This is a genomic window from Desulfuromonas sp. KJ2020 (genome assembly GCF_024197615.1).
Taxonomy (GTDB): domain Bacteria; phylum Desulfobacterota; class Desulfuromonadia; order Desulfuromonadales; family SZUA-540; genus SZUA-540.
Genome location: NZ_JAKUKE010000001.1, coordinates 1,211,469 through 1,229,147 on the forward strand (window position 1 = coordinate 1,211,469; position 17,679 = coordinate 1,229,147).

The window sequence follows — 17,679 nt, forward strand, 5'->3', positions numbered from 1 at the left end:
CGCCCATCAAGCATGGATGGCCGCCCCGTTAGCGGCCAGCGCCGCCTCTTTGACCGCCTCCGACAGGGTGGGATGGGCGTGGATCATCAGGGCGATATCCCGGCTGCTGCCGCCAAAAGCCATGACCGCCGTCGCTTCCGCAATCAGGTCCGATGCCCGCGGACCGACGATGTGGATGCCCAGGACCTTGCCGCTGTCGGGCTTGGCCAGCACCTTGACAAAGCCGTCCGTTTCGTCGAGGCAGCGGGCGCGGCCGTTGGCTGAAAAAGGAAACTTCCCTACTGCATAGTCAAGGCCGGCCTCCTTCAGTTCTTCCTCTGTTTTGCCCACCGAGGCCATCTCCGGCCAGGTATAGATGATCCCCGGTATTTCATTGTAATCGACGCGGGATTGCTGTCCGGCCAGGCGCTCGGCGAAGACCACGCCTTCTTCCGAAGCCTTGTGGGCCAGCATGGGGCCGGGCACCAGATCGCCGATGGCATAGACGCCCGGTACGCTGGTCTGGTAGTCGTCATCGACCTTGATGCGGCCCCGCTCGTCCAGCTCCACACCGACCTCTTCGACTCCCAGGCCTTCCGTGAGTGGCCGGCGTCCCACGGCCACGAGGATGCGGTCGCAAAGAACCTCTTTTGACCCCTTCTTGCTCTCGATGGTGGCAGTAGCCCGCCCATGCTTCTCTGTAATCTCGACGATTTTGCTCTCCAGCAGAAACTCCATACCCTGCTTTTTGAGGGATCTCAGAAGCTGGTCGGCCGATTTGCGGTCTGAATTGGGCAGGATGTGGGGGAGCATCTCCACCACGGTGACCTTGGCGCCCAGGCGAAGCCAGACGGAACCCAGTTCAAGGCCGATGAAGCCGGCGCCCACCACCAGCAGATGTTCGGGAATCAGGCCGAAGGACAGAGCTTCACGGGCGCTGACAACGAGATCGTCGTCGTAGGGAAGGTCGGGGAGTTCTGTGGCGGTGCTGCCGGTAGCGAGCAACACTTTCTGGCCGCGTATCTGCTGAGCCTCGTCTTTCCCTTCACCCTGAACGCGAACCTGGTGTCCGGCAGCGCCATCCTCGGCTTCCAGCAGTCGGCCTCTGCCCCGGAAACGCTTGATCTTGTTCTTCTTGAACAGAAAGGCGACGCCGTCGGTGAGTTTTTGCACCACCTCATCTTTGCGGGCCATCATTTTTTCCATATCGAGCTTGGGCGGTTGAATCTCGATGCCATGGTCGCCAAAGCGGTCCCGAGCCAGGGCAAAGAGTTCGCTGGATTCAAGCAGGGCCTTGCTGGGGATGCAGCCTTCGTTCAGACAGACGCCGCCAAGGGTGTCGCGACTTTCCACCACAGCGACCTTAAGGCCGAGCTGGCTGGCGCGGATAGCGGCCACGTAGCCGCCGGGGCCGGCGCCGATAACGATCAGGTCAAACATATCTTCACTCATGGGGTATTTCCTTATGTGGCTGTCGGGTTAGGGCGCGAAATCACGGCTCAGAGCGCGAAGAGCAGCTCTTCCGGCGCTTCGAGCACTTCCTTGATCTTGCGCAGGAACTGGACCGCCTGCCGCCCGTCGATGATGCGGTGGTCATAGCTTAAGGCCAGGTACATGATGGGCCGGATGACAATTTCGCCCTCGCGCACCACCGCCCGTTCTTCGATGGCGTGCATGCCAAGGACGCCGCTTTGCGGGGGGTTGAGTATGGGGGTGCTGAGCATGGAACCGTAGATACCGCCGTTGCTGATGGTGAAGGTGCCCCCTTCCAATTCGTCGAGGGTGATGCGGTTGTTCTGGATGCGGTCGACCAGCTCTTGAATGCCCTCCTCGATGCCGGCGAAGCTGAGCTGATCGGCGTCGCGCAGCACCGGTACGATAAGGCCCCGCTCGGAGCCGACGGCGATGCCGATATCGTAGAAGTTCTGATAGACAATATCCTCACCGTCGATGCGGGCGTTGACGTCGGGGAAGGCCTTGAGCGCCTCGACGCAGGCTTTGACGAAAAAGGACATCAGCCCCAAAGAGACGCCGTGTTTTTCACGGAAGGCTTCCTTGTGCTGCTGGCGCAGAGCGGCAATGCGGCTCATGTCCGCTTCGTTGAAGGTGGTCAGCATGGCCGTCTGCTGCCGCACAGCGACGAGCCGTTCGGCGATCTTCTTGCGGATCGGGCTCATGCGCTGGCGGGTGGTGCGTCCGCTCTCGTCCGGTTCGGCGGCGGGTTTCTTAAGGGGAGCAGCGGCCGTTTTCTTTGCCGGGGGCGCGGGTGTCTGCTCCTTTTCTCCCTCGTCGCTGGTCCGCAGGACGTCGTCAACGGTAATGCGGCCATCCCGACCACTACCGGAGACGCTGTCGAGGTCGATCCCTTTCTCTCGCGCCATCTTGGCGGCAGCCGGATTGACGGCTGGCGTTTTGCCTTCAGTCTTCGTGGGTTTTTCGTCCTCTTCTTCGTCGTCCTCGGACGATTCCTGGTCGGCATCTGCTGGCGACGACGCCTTTTCGTCGATGCTGCCCAGGGTGCCGCCGACCTTCACCGTCTCCCCTTCCTGGGCGCTGATGGCCAGGGAACCTTCCGCTTCCGCCTGTATTTCCAGATTGATCTTGTCGGTCTCCAGTTCGAGCAGAACTTCGTCTTTGCGGACGAAGTCCCCGTCTTTTTTGTGCCATTTGCCGACGACCGCTTCAAAAACGGATTCGCCGATTTCAGGAACTGTAATCTTCATGGGGATCTCCGGGAAAAAACGGGGTTAAAATCTCAACAGCCTGACCTGAGGTGCGTGCCGCTCAGGTGGAGAAGGCCGCTTCAAGAATCTCCTCCTGTTCTTTTTTGTGCAGGCGATGGGAACCCACGGCGGGGGCCGCCGCCGGTTCGCGGCCGATATAGTCCGGCTCCAGGCCAGTAGCCTTCGCCAGGCGCGGCCGCACGAACTCCCAGGCGCCGGCGTTGCGGGGCTCTTCCTGAACCCAGACCACCCGCTCCAGCTGGACGAAGGGGGCTAAAAGCTCCTGCAGGCGCTCGCCGTGCCAGGGGTAGAGCTGCTCGACGCGCACCAGGGCGATGGCGTCATGACCCTCGTCCTTCGCCTTTTCCTGCAGTTCGTAGAAAATTTTGCCGCTGCAGAAAAGAAGCGTCTTGACGGTCTCGGGTTTTTCGGCCGTCAAAAGGAACTCCTCGAAGCGCCCATCGGTGAATGCCTCCAGCCTGGAGCGGCAGGCGGGATGCCTCAGCAGGCTCTTGGGGGTGAAGACAATCAAGGGGCGCCGAAAGGGCTGGAGCACCTGACGGCGCAGCAGATGAAAAAACTGGGCCGGCGTAGTGGGGTTGGCCGCCTGCAGGTTGTTGTCGGCGCACAGCTGCAGAAAGCGCTCGATACGGGCGCTGGAATGTTCAGCGCCCTGCCCCTCGAACCCGTGGGGGAGGAACAGGGTCAGGCCGCTGTGCCGGTCCCACTTGGAGGAGCCGCTGGCGATGAATTGGTCGATGATGACCTGAGCGCCGTTAGCGAAGTCGCCGAACTGGGCCTCCCAGATAGTCAGCGTATAGGGCGTTTCCAGGGAATAGCCGTAGTCAAAGCCGAGCACTGCCGCTTCGGAAAGCATGCTGTTGTAGATGCGGCAGGCCGCCTTGTCTGCGGCGAGAGTCGCGAGGGGCATGAAGGTTGCGCCGTTTTTGGCATCGACCAGCACGGCGTGGCGGTGGTTGAAGGTTCCCCGGCGTACGTCCTGGCCGGAGAGTCGCACGCTTTTGCCTTCCTGGAGCAGAGTGGCCAGGGCCAGATGCTCGGCGTTGCCCCAGTCGATCTCTTCCCCGGTGTCGATGGCTTCCAGCCGCTTCTGCAGCAGGGTGGCGATTTTGGGGTGCGGCGTAAAGTCGTCGGGGATCTGGGCCAGCCGGCGGGCGATATCCTGCAGGGTGTCAGCGGAAACCGCAGTGGTAACCGGTGCCGGTGTGGTGTCGCGGTCGATATCTTGCCATTTGCCCCGAAAACCGGCATCGGCTTGCTTCCCCGGTTTTTCCAGGGCCTCCTCCAGCTTCTGGGAGAAGCTTTCCGCCATGGCTTCTATTTCCTCGGGGGGAACACCCTCTTCCTGCAGACGCGTGCCATAGATTTCATAGGCTGGCGGCCGCTCTTTGATCTTTTCATACATCAGGGGTTGTGTGAAATAGGGCTCATCGCCTTCGTTATGTCCGTGCCGGCGATAGCAGATGACTTCGAGGATGACATCGCGGCCGTAGCGCTGGCGGTAATCGAGGGCCAGGTCGGCTACATAGGCCGCCGCCTCGGGGTCCTCCCCGTGGATATGGAAGATGGGGACCATGAGCATCTTGGCCATGTCCGTGGCATAGTGGGTGGAGCGGGCGTCAGCCGGGGCGGTGGTAAAGCCGATCTGGTTGTTGAGGACGATGTGCACCGTGCCGCCGGTACTGTAGCCTTCCAGTTGGGAGAGATTGAGGGTTTCGGCGACCATCCCCTGTCCGGCGAAGGCGGCATCGCCATGGAGGAGCACCGGCAGGACGAGCTTGGTCCCGCTCTCCCCGAGGGCCTCCTGCCGCGCCCGGGCCTTGCCTTCGACGACAGGGTTCACCGCCTCCAGGTGACTCGGGTTCGAGGCCATGGTCAGGTGCAGGCTCTCCTGGTCGGGGAAATCGTGGTCGATGGAGAAGCCCTTGTGATATTTGACATCGCCCTCACCGACGAATTCGTACTCCAGGTTGTCTTTGAACTCGGCGAAGATGTTTTCCAGCGGTTTATGGAAGTTGTTGGCCAACACGTTGAGACGTCCCCGGTGGGCCATGCCCAGGACCAGGGTTTTCAGGGAGAGAGTAGCGGCCCGGTGAATAAAGCGGTCGACGAGCGGGATGATGATCTCCCCCCCCTCCAGGCTGAAGCGTTTCTGCCCGAGAAACTTACGGTGCAGAAAATTTTCGAACAGGGTCGCCTGCTGCAGCTTCTGCAGGATGGACTTTTTTTCGGCCAGCGAGAAGGAGGGCCGGTTGCGGCAGCTCTCCATGCGGTCGATGAGCCACTGGCGCTCGGCCGGATCCTGAATATGCATGAATTCCACGCCGATGGACCGGCAGTAGGTCTCCTGCATGGTCGTCAGGATTTCTTCCAGAGTGGCGCTCTCTTTTAGAAAGCGTTTGGTATGAAACTCCCGCGGCCGATCGGTCTCTTCCAGACCGAAGGCCTCAAGGTCGAGCAACGGGTGGGAGAGGGGGCAGGGATTAAGCGGATCGGTGCAGGCCAGCAGGTGACCAAGGGAGCGGTAGCGGTACAAGAGCGACTGAACGGCGGACTGCTTGAGTTCCAGAGCATGGCATGCATCGGCCGGCGCCGCCTCGGTCGATTCGGTACGGCCCAAGGTAAAGCCTTCGAAGAAGAGCTGCCATTGGCGGGGTACCTGCTGCGGATCCTTCTTCCAGAGGGCATATTGAGCGTCAAAGTAGTCGGGGCTGGCGTTGTCGAGAAAGGTCATAGGGTATCCGCGGCATGAAAAGGATGGCGTTATTGAAAGGTGAAGGCAAGCCACGGCTGGCATGGCGAACCCGTCAATTATAACAGGGGGACAATGGCATGCAATGGCTGCAAAGTCTGGGTTGGAACGTCGCTCCGGCCAGGCGGAGAAAAGGCTTTTACGGAGTCAGGGTCTGGCCAAGGTACTGGCTGACGCCTCCCATGATCATCTGCACGGCAATGGTCGTCAAGATCATGCCCATCAGGCGCTCAATGGCAATAATCCCCCTTTTGCCCAGCCAGCGGTTGAGGTTGGTAGCCAGGGAAAGGATGGTGCCGGTGATGAGCCAGGCTATGAAAATGGCCAGCAGCCATTCGGGCCAGCGGTTGCTGTCCCGGTTCATGATGAAGAGCACGGAGGCCAGGGCGGAAGGGCCGGCAATAAAAGGAATGGCCAGGGGAACGATAAAGGGTTCGCCATCGAGGGCGATAGGAACCTCGTAGAGCCCGCCGGGGGAGGGAAAAACCATGCGGATGGCGATCATGAAGAGAATGATGCCGCCAGCCACCGTCAGTGTCGGATCCGAGATATTCAGTACGCGCAGCAGAAATTTGCCGAGAAAGAGAAAGAGCACCAGAACCAGCAGAGCAATGAGCAGCTCCCGGATGATGACCTTCTTCTGCCGTTCGGCCGGGACATCCTTGAGTGCCGTCAGGAAGAGAGGGATATTGCCGATGGGGTCCATGACAAAGAGGAGCAGCAGAGTGGCCGACAGAATCGTCACGGCGGATACCTCGTCCAAAGGGGCAGTGGATTTCTGATTGGAGACCGAAGGTGTGGCAGGTGGTCACGCTAGCATGAAAAAAAGCCGGCGTCCAGCCTGTTAACTGGCGGCGCCTCCCCCTTTAATCAGAAAATAGTAAAGAGCAAAAAACATGAACAAAATAAAAAAATGAACACCGTGGGTCCGGTGGCGAGGTTCCGACCGGTCAGGAGGATGCTTGGACCAGCGTCGGTGGTGGCCAGGGCAGCAGCAGGGCCTCGCCTATGGGGATGCGGTCGGGCGGTGCCGTTGATCCCAGGTTGCGGGCGACAAAGTCGTGGTTGATGGCGGCCAGCAGCTGGTTCAGGCGGTCGAGGTCGATGAGCGAATTGCCGGAGAGGCTGTCACAGCCGACAAAGTTGAGAGGGCAGAAATCGACGCGGTTCCCCTCGGGTTCGCGCAGGAGGATGGGCAGACCATGAGTGCGGCAGATGATGGGGCGGTCATCATAGAGAAGGCAGCGCCCCCCTTCCAGCAGGGGGCAGAATCCCGTTTTGGCGGCTTCGCCTGCCCGTGCGCGCAGTCTCTGCCGTATCGGCTCCGGCTGGGCGGCGACGGCCCTGGCCAGGGCATAGGCCTCCACGGGGAAGAGGGTCAACGCCTGGCAGCAGCTGTCGCAGCCGGCCTGGCAGGAGATAACCTCGGGGTGGGCACTTTCGATCTGGCGGCAGAGGGCGTCGACCTTGCCGCGCAATTGCAGATAGGAGTCAAGTGGAGCCATGGCAGCGATCCTTGAAGGGGGTAAGGCTGGTGGTCAGGTGTGAGAGGCTGGGAAAGCGTCAGTGTTCTGGCCCAGGTCCGGATGGTGGTCGAGCAGGCGTTTGAGCAGCTGTTTGACCATGCGAAAGGTGAGGCCCCAGAGCACGGGCCGGCCTTCCCCCAGCAGGTCGATGGAGGGTACGGCCCGGCTGCGCTCGTTCCAGCGGATGCTGGTCTGCAGGTGACGCTGTGGGTTGACGAGTTCGGTGACGGGGAACCAGAAGACTTCCCTGACCTCGTGGTTGAGGGTGAAAGGACCGGCGTGGGGGAGGTGGTATACGAAGCAGGCGACCTGTACGGGGAGTACGGCACCGGTGACATCGTCCAGGCGGCCGAGAAATTCCGCCTCGGACAGGTCGAGGCCGATCTCTTCCCGCGTCTCCCGCTCGGCGGCGTGGCGCAGGTCGGGGTCACCGGGATCAAGGCGGCCGCCGGGAAAGGCGATATTTCCCGACCAGGGGTCGCGTTCATGCCGGGCCCGTTCGATGAAAAGAATTTTGAGGCCTTCCCGGCTCTGCCAGAGAATGAGGGCGACGGCGGCCTGGGTTTTTTGCCCGGCGGCGCAGAGTTTCGGCTCATAGGGAGCCAGCGCGTCGCGAATGTGATCGATGGAAATCATGACGAAAGGAACCTTTGCGATTTTCCCCTAGTTTAACGGCAGAGGGGGGCCGCGGTCCAGCCTTCTGTGCATCCGGCTGGAAAAGGATCAGGACTGGACGCACTGGCGCGCGCACAGTTTCTGCCGGTCGTTGAGTTCTTCGAGGTAGCGCTGGGCCTGCAGGGCGGCCATGGCTCCGGTGCCGGCGGCAGTGATAGCCTGCCGGAAGTGGGGATCCTGCACATCGCCGGCCGCGAAGACGCCGGGGATGTTGGTCTCGGTGAAGTTGCGCGTAACGAGAAAGCCCTCCTTGTCCATGTCGAGTTGACCTTTGAAGAGCTCGGTGTTGGGGTGGTGGCCGATAGCGATAAAGAGGCCGTCACAGGCCAGGTCGTCTTCACGGGCGTTTTCAAGGTTGCGGATGCGCACACCGGTCACGCCTCCGGTTTTATCTCCCAGGATGGCGGCAATTTCCGAGTTCCAGCGGAAGGTGATCTTCTCGTTGTCCCGGGCGCGCCGTTGCAGAGGCGGCGAAGCGCGCAGACTGTCGCGGCGGTGCACTACGGTGACCTGGCGGGCGAAGCGGGTGAGAAAGGAGGCTTCCTCCATGGCGGTATCGCCGCCGCCAACGATGACGACTTCCTTGTCGCGGTAGAAAAAACCGTCGCAGGTGGCGCAGACGGAGACGCCGCGCCCGTAGAGGTCCCATTCGTTGGGCAGGCCCAGCATCCTGGGGGAGGCCCCCGTGGCGATGATGAGGGAGCGGCAGCTGAGCTGGTCCTCGCCGAGCCACAGACGGAAAGGGCAGCAGCCCACCTCCACCCGGGTCACCTGCCCCTGGAGAAACGCGGCGCCGAACCGCTGCGCCTGCGCTTCAAACCGCTGCATCAGCTCATTGCCGTCGATTCCCTCCGGAAAGCCAGGGAAGTTCTCAATGGTGGTCGTGGTGGTGAGCTGGCCCCCGGGCTGCTGTCCGTAAATCAGCAGGGGTTTGAGATTGGCGCGGGCGGCATAGGTGGCGGCGGTCAGACCGGCCGGGCCGGAACCCAGGATGATGACGTCGCGAATATCAGGGGATGCGGTCATGCAGCGACTCCTCGAACTGTTCTTCAGCGTGATAGGACGAGCGCACCAACGGGCCGGCTTCGACATGGGTGAAGCCGAGCGAGCCGGCGGTCTCCTTCCAGGCGGCGAATTCGGCCGGCGGCACATAACGCCGCACGGGGTGATGGTCTCGACTCGGCGCCAGGTATTGGCCGATGGTCAGCAGGCTGACGCCGCAGTCACGCAGATCGCGCAGCACGGCGACGACTTCCGCCTCCTCTTCACCCAAACCGAGCATGATACCCGTTTTGCTGGGGATGTGAGGGGCCTGCTGGGAGACTGCGCGCAAAAGGTGCAGGGAGCGGCTATAGGAGGCGCCCTGTCGGACTTCGGGATAGAAGCGTGGCACCGTTTCGACGTTGTGGCCAAGGATGTCCGGGCCGGCGGCCAGAATGGTGTGCAGCGCGTCCAGGTTGCCGCCCAAATCCGGAATCAGCAGTTCGACGCGGCAGCCGGGCGCCAAAGAACGAAAGGCTGCAACCAGGGCGGCAAAGTGAGCGGCGCCGCCATCGGCCAGGTCGTCCCGGGTGACGGAGGTGACCACGGCATGTTTCAGGCCGAGTTCGGCGGCGGCCGCAGCTACCTTGGCCGGCTCTTCGGCATCGACGGGCAGGGGGCGGCCGCCGGCGACATTGCAGAAGGTGCAGCTTCGCGTGCAGCGATCGCCCAGAATCATGAAGGTGGCGACGCCGCGACTCCAGCACTCGCCCTGGTTGGGGCAGGCGGCGCTGCGGCAGACGGAGTGAAGCCCCTGCTGCCGGTGGTAGCGGTCGATGCGGGCGTACTGCGGCCCGGCGGGGAAACGGACCTTGAGCCAGTCCGGTTTGCGTTCAGGTCGTTGCTTCATAGGCTCCTGCGTGCGTGCTGGCAAAGACGTTGGCATAGGACGAAATGAGCTGCTCTTCGACCTCGGTCAAGGCGATTCGGCGGCCAAGCAGTTCCTCCAGCGAGGTCATGGCCACTCCCGTGAGCCCGCAGGGGACGATGTGGGCGAACCCGGCGGTCTGGTCGCTGACATTGAGGGCGAAGCCGTGCCAGGTCACCCACTGGCGTACGCCGACGCCGATGGAGGCGATTTTCTCTTCGCCGACCCAGACCCCCGTCTTCCCTTCAATTCGCCGGCCAGCGATGCGGAAGGCAGCCAGGGTGCTGATCAGCACCTCTTCGAGCCTTCGCAGATAGAGGTGCAGATCCCGGTTGAGGCACTGCAGATCGACGATGGGATAGCCGATGAGCTGCCCCGGGCCGTGGTAGGTGACGTCGCCGCCGCGTGCGGTGTGAATCACCTCGAGACCCAGGCGTTCCAGTTCGGCGCTGGCGGTCAGCAGGTGGGCGTCCTGGCCGCGCCGACCCAGGGTAATGACCGGCGGATGTTCGAGCAGCAGCAGGATATCCTCCCGCCCCTTTCGACGGGCGAGCAGGAGCTGCTCCTGAAAAGCGAGGCCCTGGCGGTAGCTGACCCGCCCGGGCCTCAGGGTACAGAATCGTCTCATCAAGAAAGACGCGGAGCGATAAGGGTTTCAGGCTTTCTCAAAACTGGCTTTGCCGGCCCCGCAATCGGGACAGACCCAGTCGTCGGGCAGATCGGCGAAAGAAGTGCCGGCGCTTATTCCCGCCTCCGGGTCGCCCAGGGCGGGATCATAGACATAGCCGCAGATGGTGCAGACGTATTTATCCATAGAAAAGATTCTCCGTTGGCTGGATCACATTTTTTCAAATTCGGACTTGTCAGCGCCGCACAGGGGACAGACCCAATCCTCCGGCAGTTCTTCAAAAGGGGTGCCCGGCTCGACGCCGTTTTCCGGATCGCCGGCAGCGGGATCATAGATGTAATCACAGATGAGGCAACGGTATTTGTCCATAAGGCAGTCCTCCGAAACAAAGGCTTTGGTTGACAATCCGGGCGAAAGAAACTCGTTTCATTCTAGACGAAATCCCTGTCTTGACAAGGGGGTTATTCCGTCATGGTCGCCGGGCGCACCGGCGTGCCCTCCGGCACGATCTTGACGAAGCGGGTGCGGCAGTGGGAAACAACGCGGCTCACCCAGTCGGCCTCCTCCAGCTGGTCCGAGTGGAGCAGTTCGCGGTGATACTGCATGAGCAGTTCGTTGATGTTGTTGACGTCCTCTTCTTCGAGGCTGCGAATTTCCACGCCGGAGCCTTGGGCCAGCCGCCGTCGCAGCGCCTCGCGGGTCATGCCCTTTTCGGCGTCGAGATGGCAGTAGACGACGCCGCCAGTCATGCCCGAACAGATCCAGGGGCCGGGGTCGCCGAGCACGACGACGCGGCCAGCTGTCATGTATTCGAAGGCGAATCCCTTGAGGTTGGCCCGACCGGCGATATTGCCGGCACTGTCCTCGAGGGGGCGGCGAATGCGGCCGCCGAGGACCACATCGGCCCCCGACAGGCGGATGCAGGCCCGGCTGTCGGCGTCCCCCTGGATGAGGAAGGTGCCGCCGAGGGCGCCGTAGGCCAAACCTTTGCCGACGGAGCCGCCGACGCGGAGGCCGTTGCGGTTCTCCCCTTTCAGAATGACGATCTTGCCGCCGCGAGCCGATTTGCCCAGACCGTCCTGGGCGCCTCCCTCGACCCGGTAGTTGATGCGCGGAATGTTGAAAGCGGCCAGCCCGTTGCCGGGGATGGAGTCGCGGCGAAAGTGGAGAAGGACTTCCTTCTCTGGGCCGTAGCGGTCATCGGCTGTCCCCCGGGCCATGGCGCCAGCCAGATAGGTGCCCAGGGCCCGGTCCGAGCTGCTAGCGCTGTCGTCATTGTAGCGGACCCGGTTTTCGCCCTCGTCGAACGCCTTGGTGACCAGGGAGGCGATGAGGGAGGTCAGGTAGTTGAGGGGCTTGCGGATGATGCGCACCTTGTTGAGCACAGCCGGGGTGGGATCGCTGGGGTTCGGCGCCAGCAGCGCCTCGAGGTCGAGCCGGTCCTGCCCCCGGTTCTGTGCCAACAGCTCCGCCCGGCCGACCAGATCCTGGGTGCGGCGGAAACCGAGCTTGGCGGTAATGGTCTTGATCTCCTGGCCGAGGGCGCGGAAGAACGTGGTTTCGTAGATGATGCCGTTTTCCAGCACACGGGGAACAAAACGTTTGAGACCTCGCTGTTCGGCTTCCGCGGCGGTCTCGATCTGGGTGGCGATGCCGACATGGCAGGTGTCGAGATGGCAGCCCCTGCAGGTGGTGCAGCCGATGACCACCATGGCCAGGGTGCCGAAGCCCACCCGGTTGGCTCCCAGGAGCATGAGCTTGACCACGTCGCGTCCGGTGCGGGCGCCGCCGTCTACCCAGATCTCCAGGCGGTCTCGCATGCCGGCGCTCACCAGGGCCCGATGGGCTTCGCGGACACCGATCTCCGCCGGTAGGCCGACGAACTTGATGGCGTGCTTGCGGGCCGCACCGGTGCCGCCGCTGTAGCCGCTGACGGTGAGGATATCGGCACCGGCTTTGGCGACGCCCATGGCGATGGTGCCGATACCGGCCACGGCGGGGACCTTGACCGAAATGCGGGCCCGCGGATTGGCGGTACGCAGTTCTTCGATGATCTGGGCCAGATCTTCAATGGAATAGATATCGTGATTGTTGGAGGGCGAGATCAGGGCCACTCCCGGGGTGGCATTGCGGGCGGCGGCGATTTTGGCCGTGACCTTGAAACCGGGTAAATGGCCCCCTTCGCCGGGTTTGGCTCCCTGTCCCACCTTGATTTCGAGGAAGTCGGCGGAATTGAGCAGATCCATGTGGACGCCGAAACGGCCCGAGGCGATCTGCTGGCCGCGATTAGCGCGGTAGCGCCCCAGCATGTCGGCGATTTCGCCGCCTTCGCCATTCATGCAGATGATGTTGAGACGTTTGGCGGCTTCAGCGTAGATGCGGAAGGGGGTCTCCCCTTGAGAACCGAAACTCATGGCGGAGATGAGGATAGGCAGGTCATGGTTGCCGACAGTCGCGTCAACCTCTTCGGGGTCGACGGTCAGTTCCGGCGTAAAGCGAAAATCGACGAGATGGCGGATGGCCAGCGGATTTTCCGTTTCCAGTTGCCGGATGAGTCGGGAGAGGTCGGCATAGCTCTCTTCCATCTTGGCGACGGCGCCGACCATCTTCCAGATGCGCGGATAGATACGGAACTGGGCGGGCACGGGCTGTTTTTTCCGGCTGCGGGCGACCGTGCCGCGCTGCCGGTTGTCCTCTTCGAGCCTGGCCAGGGTCAGGCCGCCTCGAGCGGTACCACAAAAATCGGGGGTCTCGAAAATGGCGGCAATCTCGGGTGACAGGCCGATAGAGGCGAAATATTTGCCGTACCCGCCAATTTCGTGGGTCCCCATGGTAGAAATGACTTTTTCCAACCCTTTGCTCAAAACGTCCAGCAGGTGACCGAGGCCTTTTTCCTCCTGGGCGGCGATTTCCCACATGAGGTAGGGGCAGAGGGCGTCGGCTCCCATCCCTAGAGCCAGGATCAGGTCGTGCAGGTTGCGCAGGGCCCCGGAGCGCAGCACCAATGAGACCTGGCTGCGCAGGGAGACTCCGCCGCGGCTGCGGGTTTCCTTCAGGGCCTTGTGCAGGCTGGCAATAACGAGGTAGGGATCGAGGAAACTCCGGGTGGGGGAAAAAACCAGAGAATCGTCAATGAGCAGCAGCGTTTTGCCGCGGCTGGCGGCGGTCAGGGCTTCCTGCGCCAGGCGTGCCAGGGCTTGCTCAACCGTTTCCTCGCGCTGTAGACTGCAGGAGATGACCCGATAGCGGGGACGCTGACCGCCGAAGTGATGTAGTAGGGCCTCCAGGGTGCAGGTGCCATGGGCTTTGGCCGCGTCTTCGTCGGCAGCGGTTGGCGCCTGCCGGCCCCCGCCCGTCAATAGAGGCGAGTCCAGTTCAACCACCGGCTGTTTGCGGCCGCCCAGGCGCGGACGCGGGCCGAGGTAGACCCGGGTGGAGAAGTGCTCGGACTCCCGCTCCCGGTCAATGGCTGGATTGGTGACCACGGCCACCTGCTCCTTGAAATAGTCCGAAAGATTCTGGCGCCCGCTGGCCAGAGCCGCCAGGGGGCCGTCATAACCGAGGGAGGCGATGGGATCCTGACCGCTGCGGGCCATGTCCTCCAGGTTGCGCAGGTCGCTCTTCTTCCAGGCGAGCGCGGTAAGCAGGTTCTCCTGCACGAAGGAGCGACTGCGGGCGAAGGAGGCGGCCTCTTTCACCGGTGCGGGCTTAAGATCCCGGGCGCGGGTCAGCAGCTGCCCATGCTCCTGCAGCCGGGTTCTGCGGCTGAAGAGCCGGTGGACCTCCTGCCGCAGGGCATCGTGTTCCAGCAGTTCGACCTGTTGCCCGACCTTGACCCGGAGGGCGACTTTTTCGCCGGGAGCGAGCACTTTGGGGTCGGAGAGGATCTCCTCCTGCGGCACCACGCCCACCTCGGAAGAGACAAAGTATTCCTTCTCGGTCTCCCCCACCCACAGGGGGCGCAGGCCCATGGCGTCGACGCTGAAGACGCAGCTGTCCTGATGACGGGCGATGATGGCGGCGGGTCCCTGGGCGCTGGCGGTGAGCAGGCGCCGAAAGACCCGATACATGTCCTGCAGGGGCGCAGGCAGCGTCTCCATGATGCTGAAGATCGGCGGAAAGACCATCTCCATGGCCTCGGCCAGGGTCAGGCCGACCTGGTGAATAAGGCCCTCGAGGAGGCGGTTGAGGTCCTGGGAGTCGCTGCCTCCCGGCGGCAGGGGAATGCCGAGGATAGCAGCCTCTTCGCGCAGGCGGGCGATGGTGTTGATCTCGCCGTTGTGGCCGAGCAGGCTGAACGGCTGGGCCCGCAGTACCGTCGGCAGGGTGTTGGTGGAAAAACGGCTGTGCCCGATGGTGACCGCCGACAGAAAATCGCGGCGTTTGAGTTCCGGGTAGTAGCGCGACAGGATTTCCGGGGCGCCGTGCACCTTGTAGGAAGCAACCTGGGTGGAGAGGGAGGCGACATGCACCGGAAAGCGCGCCTCGATGTCGGCGTGCAGCCGGTAGAGGGTCGCTGGCGCTTTGTTGGGCTGAGGCAGCAGCAGCGCCACCTGCCAGAAACGGGGTTCGGTGCGCCGTGCCATGGCCGAGAGCAGCTCGTTGCGCACCGGCCCGGGCCGCTCGACCAGGACCTGGGCCCCGGCCTCGCGAAAGAGCGTCAGAATTTTTTCCTGCAGCTCGGGATCGTCGGCGAGGGCCTCTTTGGGCAGGAGGAAGTGGCCGATGGCGAACCCTTTCGCGTCGACGAGGTCGCCGTTGTGGCCGGCCCCCTCCAGAATATCGCGCCAGAGACGTCGCGGCAGGTCGGTCAGGATGCCGCAGCCGTCCCCTTCGCCGCTGATCTCGCCGGCCCGGTGTCCCATCTTGATAAGCGCTTCGATGGTTCGTTGCACGTTGCCATGGGTCGGATGCCCGGCCTTGTTGATGTAGGAAATGATGGCGCAGGCGTCCCTTTCGGGGGGCATCAGGCCGGAAGGGTCATGGCTGGCGTTTATCATGGGGACTCCCTTCAACTCGGGTGCCGGGTCAACAGGCAGCCGAAAAAAAGCGGGCACCGCCGGTGCCCGCCCGGAACGGATCGGGGGGAAAGGTCAAGGCGGCCGGCTCAGATCATGTCGATAAGGGTCTTGATCGTTTTTTCAATCCCGTCTGCCGCTTCACTGATGCGCTCTGCCAGCATGTAGGCCGGCGTGGTGATGATTTTGTTTTTCTGGTCAATAACGATTTCCCGTACGGGACAGGTCACATGCTTGCCCCCCATGGTCTCAAGCGCCTGGGCGGTTCCCTGGTCGCTGCCGATGGTGATTTCGGGGGCAAGACGGTCTTCGCCGAGAACCTTGGCGATAAGGGCCGGGGCAATGCAGATGGCCGCCAGAGGTTTTTTCGCCTGGACGATTTCTCGCATCAGCCGCGCTACGTCGGGGTTGACAGTGCAGTCGGGGCCCTTGACGGCAAAATCACACAGGTTCTTCGCTGCGCCGAAACCGCCGGGGAGGACGAGGGCGTCGATGTCCGCGGCCTTCACATCCTTCAGGTTCTTGATTTTGCCCCGGGCGATGCGGGCGGCCTCCTGCAGGACATTGCGCTGCTCGCCAGCGACGGGTTCGCCGGTAAGGTGATTGATGACATGCATCTGAGGGATGTCGGGGGCCATGCACACCGCTTCGGCTCCGGACCGGTCGATGGCCAGCAGGGTGAGGACGGTTTCATAAATCTCGCTGCCGTCATAGACACCGCAGCCGGAAAGAATGACGCCAATTTTAGCCATGGGACACCTCCTTGGTATGAACAGGTTCACTGATAAGCAGTAAATGCGGGGCAGGCCGCTGACTCTGGATTTTTAATCGGGCCTGACTTGAAAGCGTAGAAAATATCCGCCGTTTGTCAAGTTGCCTGCTTGCGAAATCGGTTCGGCGGCCCGGTCAGCTTCTGGAATAGAGCACGGCCACGGCCCGGGTGGGAAGATCGGTGGTGGCGATGTAACCGTGGGGTTCGGAAGAGTCGTAGTAAACTGAGTCGCCGGGGTTAAGTTGCATGACCTGGTCGCCGTAGCGGAATTCCAGCTGTCCCTCCAGCAGGAACAAAAACTCTTCACCATCGTGGCTGACCTGCAGATCGTCTCGCCACTGCCGGGCTTCAAATTCGACCACGAAGGGCTCCAGGTGTCGATTTTTTTTTCCGTAAGCGAGGGAATGATAGCTGTAGGGAGGGAGTGAGTCGCCCTGCTTGCCCCACTGCCGCAGCTGACGGCTTTCGCCCGCCCGGACAAGGATGCACTTCTCTGAATCGCTCTCTTCCTGAAAAAAGGTATGGAGTTCCACCTTGAAGGCTTTGGAGATGCGCAGCAGCGTGGCTAGCGGCGGAATGACCTGCTCGTTTTCAATCTGGGAAAGCAGGGGCTTGGACAGCCCGGTACCCTCGGCCAGATCCTGCAGGGTCATGCGGCGTTCCTGACGCATGCGGCGGATCTTCAGCCCGATCTGAAGTTCTTTTACCTCGTCCCGGATATTTTCCATAGAGCAGTTTACCTCACTGTTTTTGCTCAGATTTTTACCCCCGGATTCCCGCTCAAGTCAAGGTATTTGTCATGCCGACACCAGCGAGGGGCACGCAGGAACATAAACTCTTACGGCCGCAGGGCCATTTATGTTACCCTTGGCGGTATGAAAATGTCTGGAACCCCCTGTACAGAAACCCTCTGCTCCGTGGCTGATCTCGCCGACGTCCGTGGGATATTCTTTGATCTGGATGGCACTCTGCTCGATGTGGAGATGTCTGCCTTCATCCCGGCCTACCTCAAGGGCCTGGCCGCGAGTTTCGCCGATGTGGCGCCGACGGATAAGCTGGTCGAGGTGCTGCTGGACACGACCTGGAGTCTGCTGCGTGCCGATGACGGCAGCCGTACCAACGAGGAAGCCTACCTTCTGGCCGTACAGCGGCAACTGGGCATTCCCCCCGAACTCTATCGTGATCGCCTGACCGGGTATTTTCGGAAGGGGCTGGCCCCCCTGGCAGCGCATGTGAAGCCGCTCCCCGTCGCCCGCGATATTCTGCAGGTCTGCTTTGACAAAGGGATGACGGTCGCTGTCGCCACCAATCCCGTCTTCCCCCGTCCCGTTGTAGAGGCCCGGCTGGCCTGGGGCGGGCTGCTCGGCTTCCCCTTCCGGCAGGTGACCAGCTACGAAAACAGCCGCTACTGCAAGCCCAATCCCCGCTATTTTACCACTCTTCTGGCCGAGTTGGGGCTGCAGCCCGGGGAAACGATCATGGTCGGCAATGATACGGAGCACGATCTGGCCGCCCGGCAGGCGGGGATACGCACCTTTCTGGTCGATACCTGGCTGGAAGACAGAACCCACAACGACTTTGTCACCGATTATCGCGGCAGTCACCAGGACCTGCTGGCTTTCGTGGAGGACCTGGGCGAAAAAACTGACAATAATTGACAGCATACCTGATTTTAG

Annotated in this window: 15 protein-coding genes; 1 reads left to right on the top strand and 14 read right to left on the bottom strand. The window is 62.2% G+C overall.

The features are described 5' to 3' along the window. Nucleotides 1–6 precede the first annotated feature (6 nt). From lpdA to MJO47_RS05650, 14 genes are all read right to left on the bottom strand, one after another. Entirely contained in the window at nt 7–1,431 is a 1,425-nt protein-coding gene (gene lpdA, locus MJO47_RS05585) for a dihydrolipoyl dehydrogenase (RefSeq protein WP_253960126.1), read from the bottom strand. A 47-nt stretch (nt 1,432–1,478) separates the two neighbouring features. Further along, nucleotides 1,479–2,702 carry a 2-oxoglutarate dehydrogenase complex dihydrolipoyllysine-residue succinyltransferase gene (gene odhB / locus MJO47_RS05590; RefSeq protein ID WP_253960127.1) on the bottom strand — a complete coding sequence of 408 codons (1,224 nt, stop codon included), beginning with the start codon at nt 2,700–2,702 and terminating at the stop codon, nt 1,479–1,481. A gap of 61 nt (nt 2,703–2,763) precedes the next feature. After that, the gene (locus MJO47_RS05595; RefSeq protein ID WP_253960128.1) at nt 2,764–5,457 is read right to left on the bottom strand and encodes a 2-oxoglutarate dehydrogenase E1 component; all 2,694 of its coding nucleotides are present in this window, start codon (nt 5,455–5,457) and stop codon (nt 2,764–2,766) included. A gap of 157 nt (nt 5,458–5,614) precedes the next feature. Then, nucleotides 5,615–6,220, bottom strand: a complete 606-nt coding sequence (locus MJO47_RS05600; RefSeq protein WP_253960129.1) for a MarC family protein — start codon at nt 6,218–6,220, stop codon at nt 5,615–5,617. A 205-nt stretch (nt 6,221–6,425) separates the two neighbouring features. Next, a complete protein-coding gene (locus MJO47_RS05605; protein ID WP_253960130.1) occupies nt 6,426–6,980 on the bottom strand; it encodes a YkgJ family cysteine cluster protein in 555 nt (184 codons plus the stop codon). A 33-nt stretch (nt 6,981–7,013) separates the two neighbouring features. After that, a complete protein-coding gene (locus tag MJO47_RS05610; RefSeq protein ID WP_253960131.1) occupies nt 7,014–7,637 on the bottom strand; it encodes a CoA pyrophosphatase in 624 nt (207 codons plus the stop codon). Nucleotides 7,638–7,724: 87 nt separating this feature from the next. Further along, nucleotides 7,725–8,702: a thioredoxin-disulfide reductase gene (trxB, locus tag MJO47_RS05615; RefSeq protein WP_253960132.1), complete on the bottom strand. Its 978-nt coding sequence runs from the start codon at nt 8,700–8,702 to the stop codon at nt 7,725–7,727. Next, nucleotides 8,686–9,567, bottom strand: a complete 882-nt coding sequence (gene lipA / locus MJO47_RS05620) for a lipoyl synthase (RefSeq protein WP_253960133.1) — start codon at nt 9,565–9,567, stop codon at nt 8,686–8,688. The genes trxB and lipA overlap by 17 nt, the downstream gene beginning before the upstream one ends. After that, nucleotides 9,551–10,213 (bottom strand): lipoyl(octanoyl) transferase LipB, encoded by a 663-nt coding sequence (lipB, locus tag MJO47_RS05625; protein ID WP_253960134.1) that lies wholly within the window; start codon nt 10,211–10,213, stop codon nt 9,551–9,553. The genes lipA and lipB overlap by 17 nt, the downstream gene beginning before the upstream one ends. 27 nt (nt 10,214–10,240) lie before the next feature. Continuing rightward, nucleotides 10,241–10,399, bottom strand: a complete 159-nt coding sequence (rd, locus tag MJO47_RS05630; protein WP_253960135.1) for a rubredoxin — start codon at nt 10,397–10,399, stop codon at nt 10,241–10,243. A 24-nt stretch (nt 10,400–10,423) separates the two neighbouring features. After that, on the bottom strand, nt 10,424–10,582 hold the full coding sequence (gene rd / locus MJO47_RS05635; RefSeq protein WP_253960136.1) for a rubredoxin: 159 nt from the start codon (nt 10,580–10,582) through the stop codon (nt 10,424–10,426). Between the two features lie 92 nt (nt 10,583–10,674). Next, on the bottom strand, nt 10,675–15,213 hold the full coding sequence (locus MJO47_RS05640) for a glutamate synthase-related protein (RefSeq protein WP_253960137.1): 4,539 nt from the start codon (nt 15,211–15,213) through the stop codon (nt 10,675–10,677). Nucleotides 15,214–15,320: 107 nt separating this feature from the next. Then, on the bottom strand, nt 15,321–15,983 hold the full coding sequence (elbB, locus tag MJO47_RS05645) for an isoprenoid biosynthesis glyoxalase ElbB (protein WP_253960138.1): 663 nt from the start codon (nt 15,981–15,983) through the stop codon (nt 15,321–15,323). A gap of 154 nt (nt 15,984–16,137) precedes the next feature. After that, a complete protein-coding gene (locus MJO47_RS05650) occupies nt 16,138–16,731 on the bottom strand; it encodes a cupin domain-containing protein (RefSeq protein WP_253960139.1) in 594 nt (197 codons plus the stop codon). Between the two features lie 153 nt (nt 16,732–16,884). On the opposite strand from MJO47_RS05650, the gene MJO47_RS05655 reads away from it, so the two are divergent. Next, nucleotides 16,885–17,661, top strand: a complete 777-nt coding sequence (locus MJO47_RS05655) for an HAD family hydrolase (protein ID WP_253960140.1) — start codon at nt 16,885–16,887, stop codon at nt 17,659–17,661. The last annotated feature ends 18 nt before the right edge of the window (nt 17,662–17,679 follow it).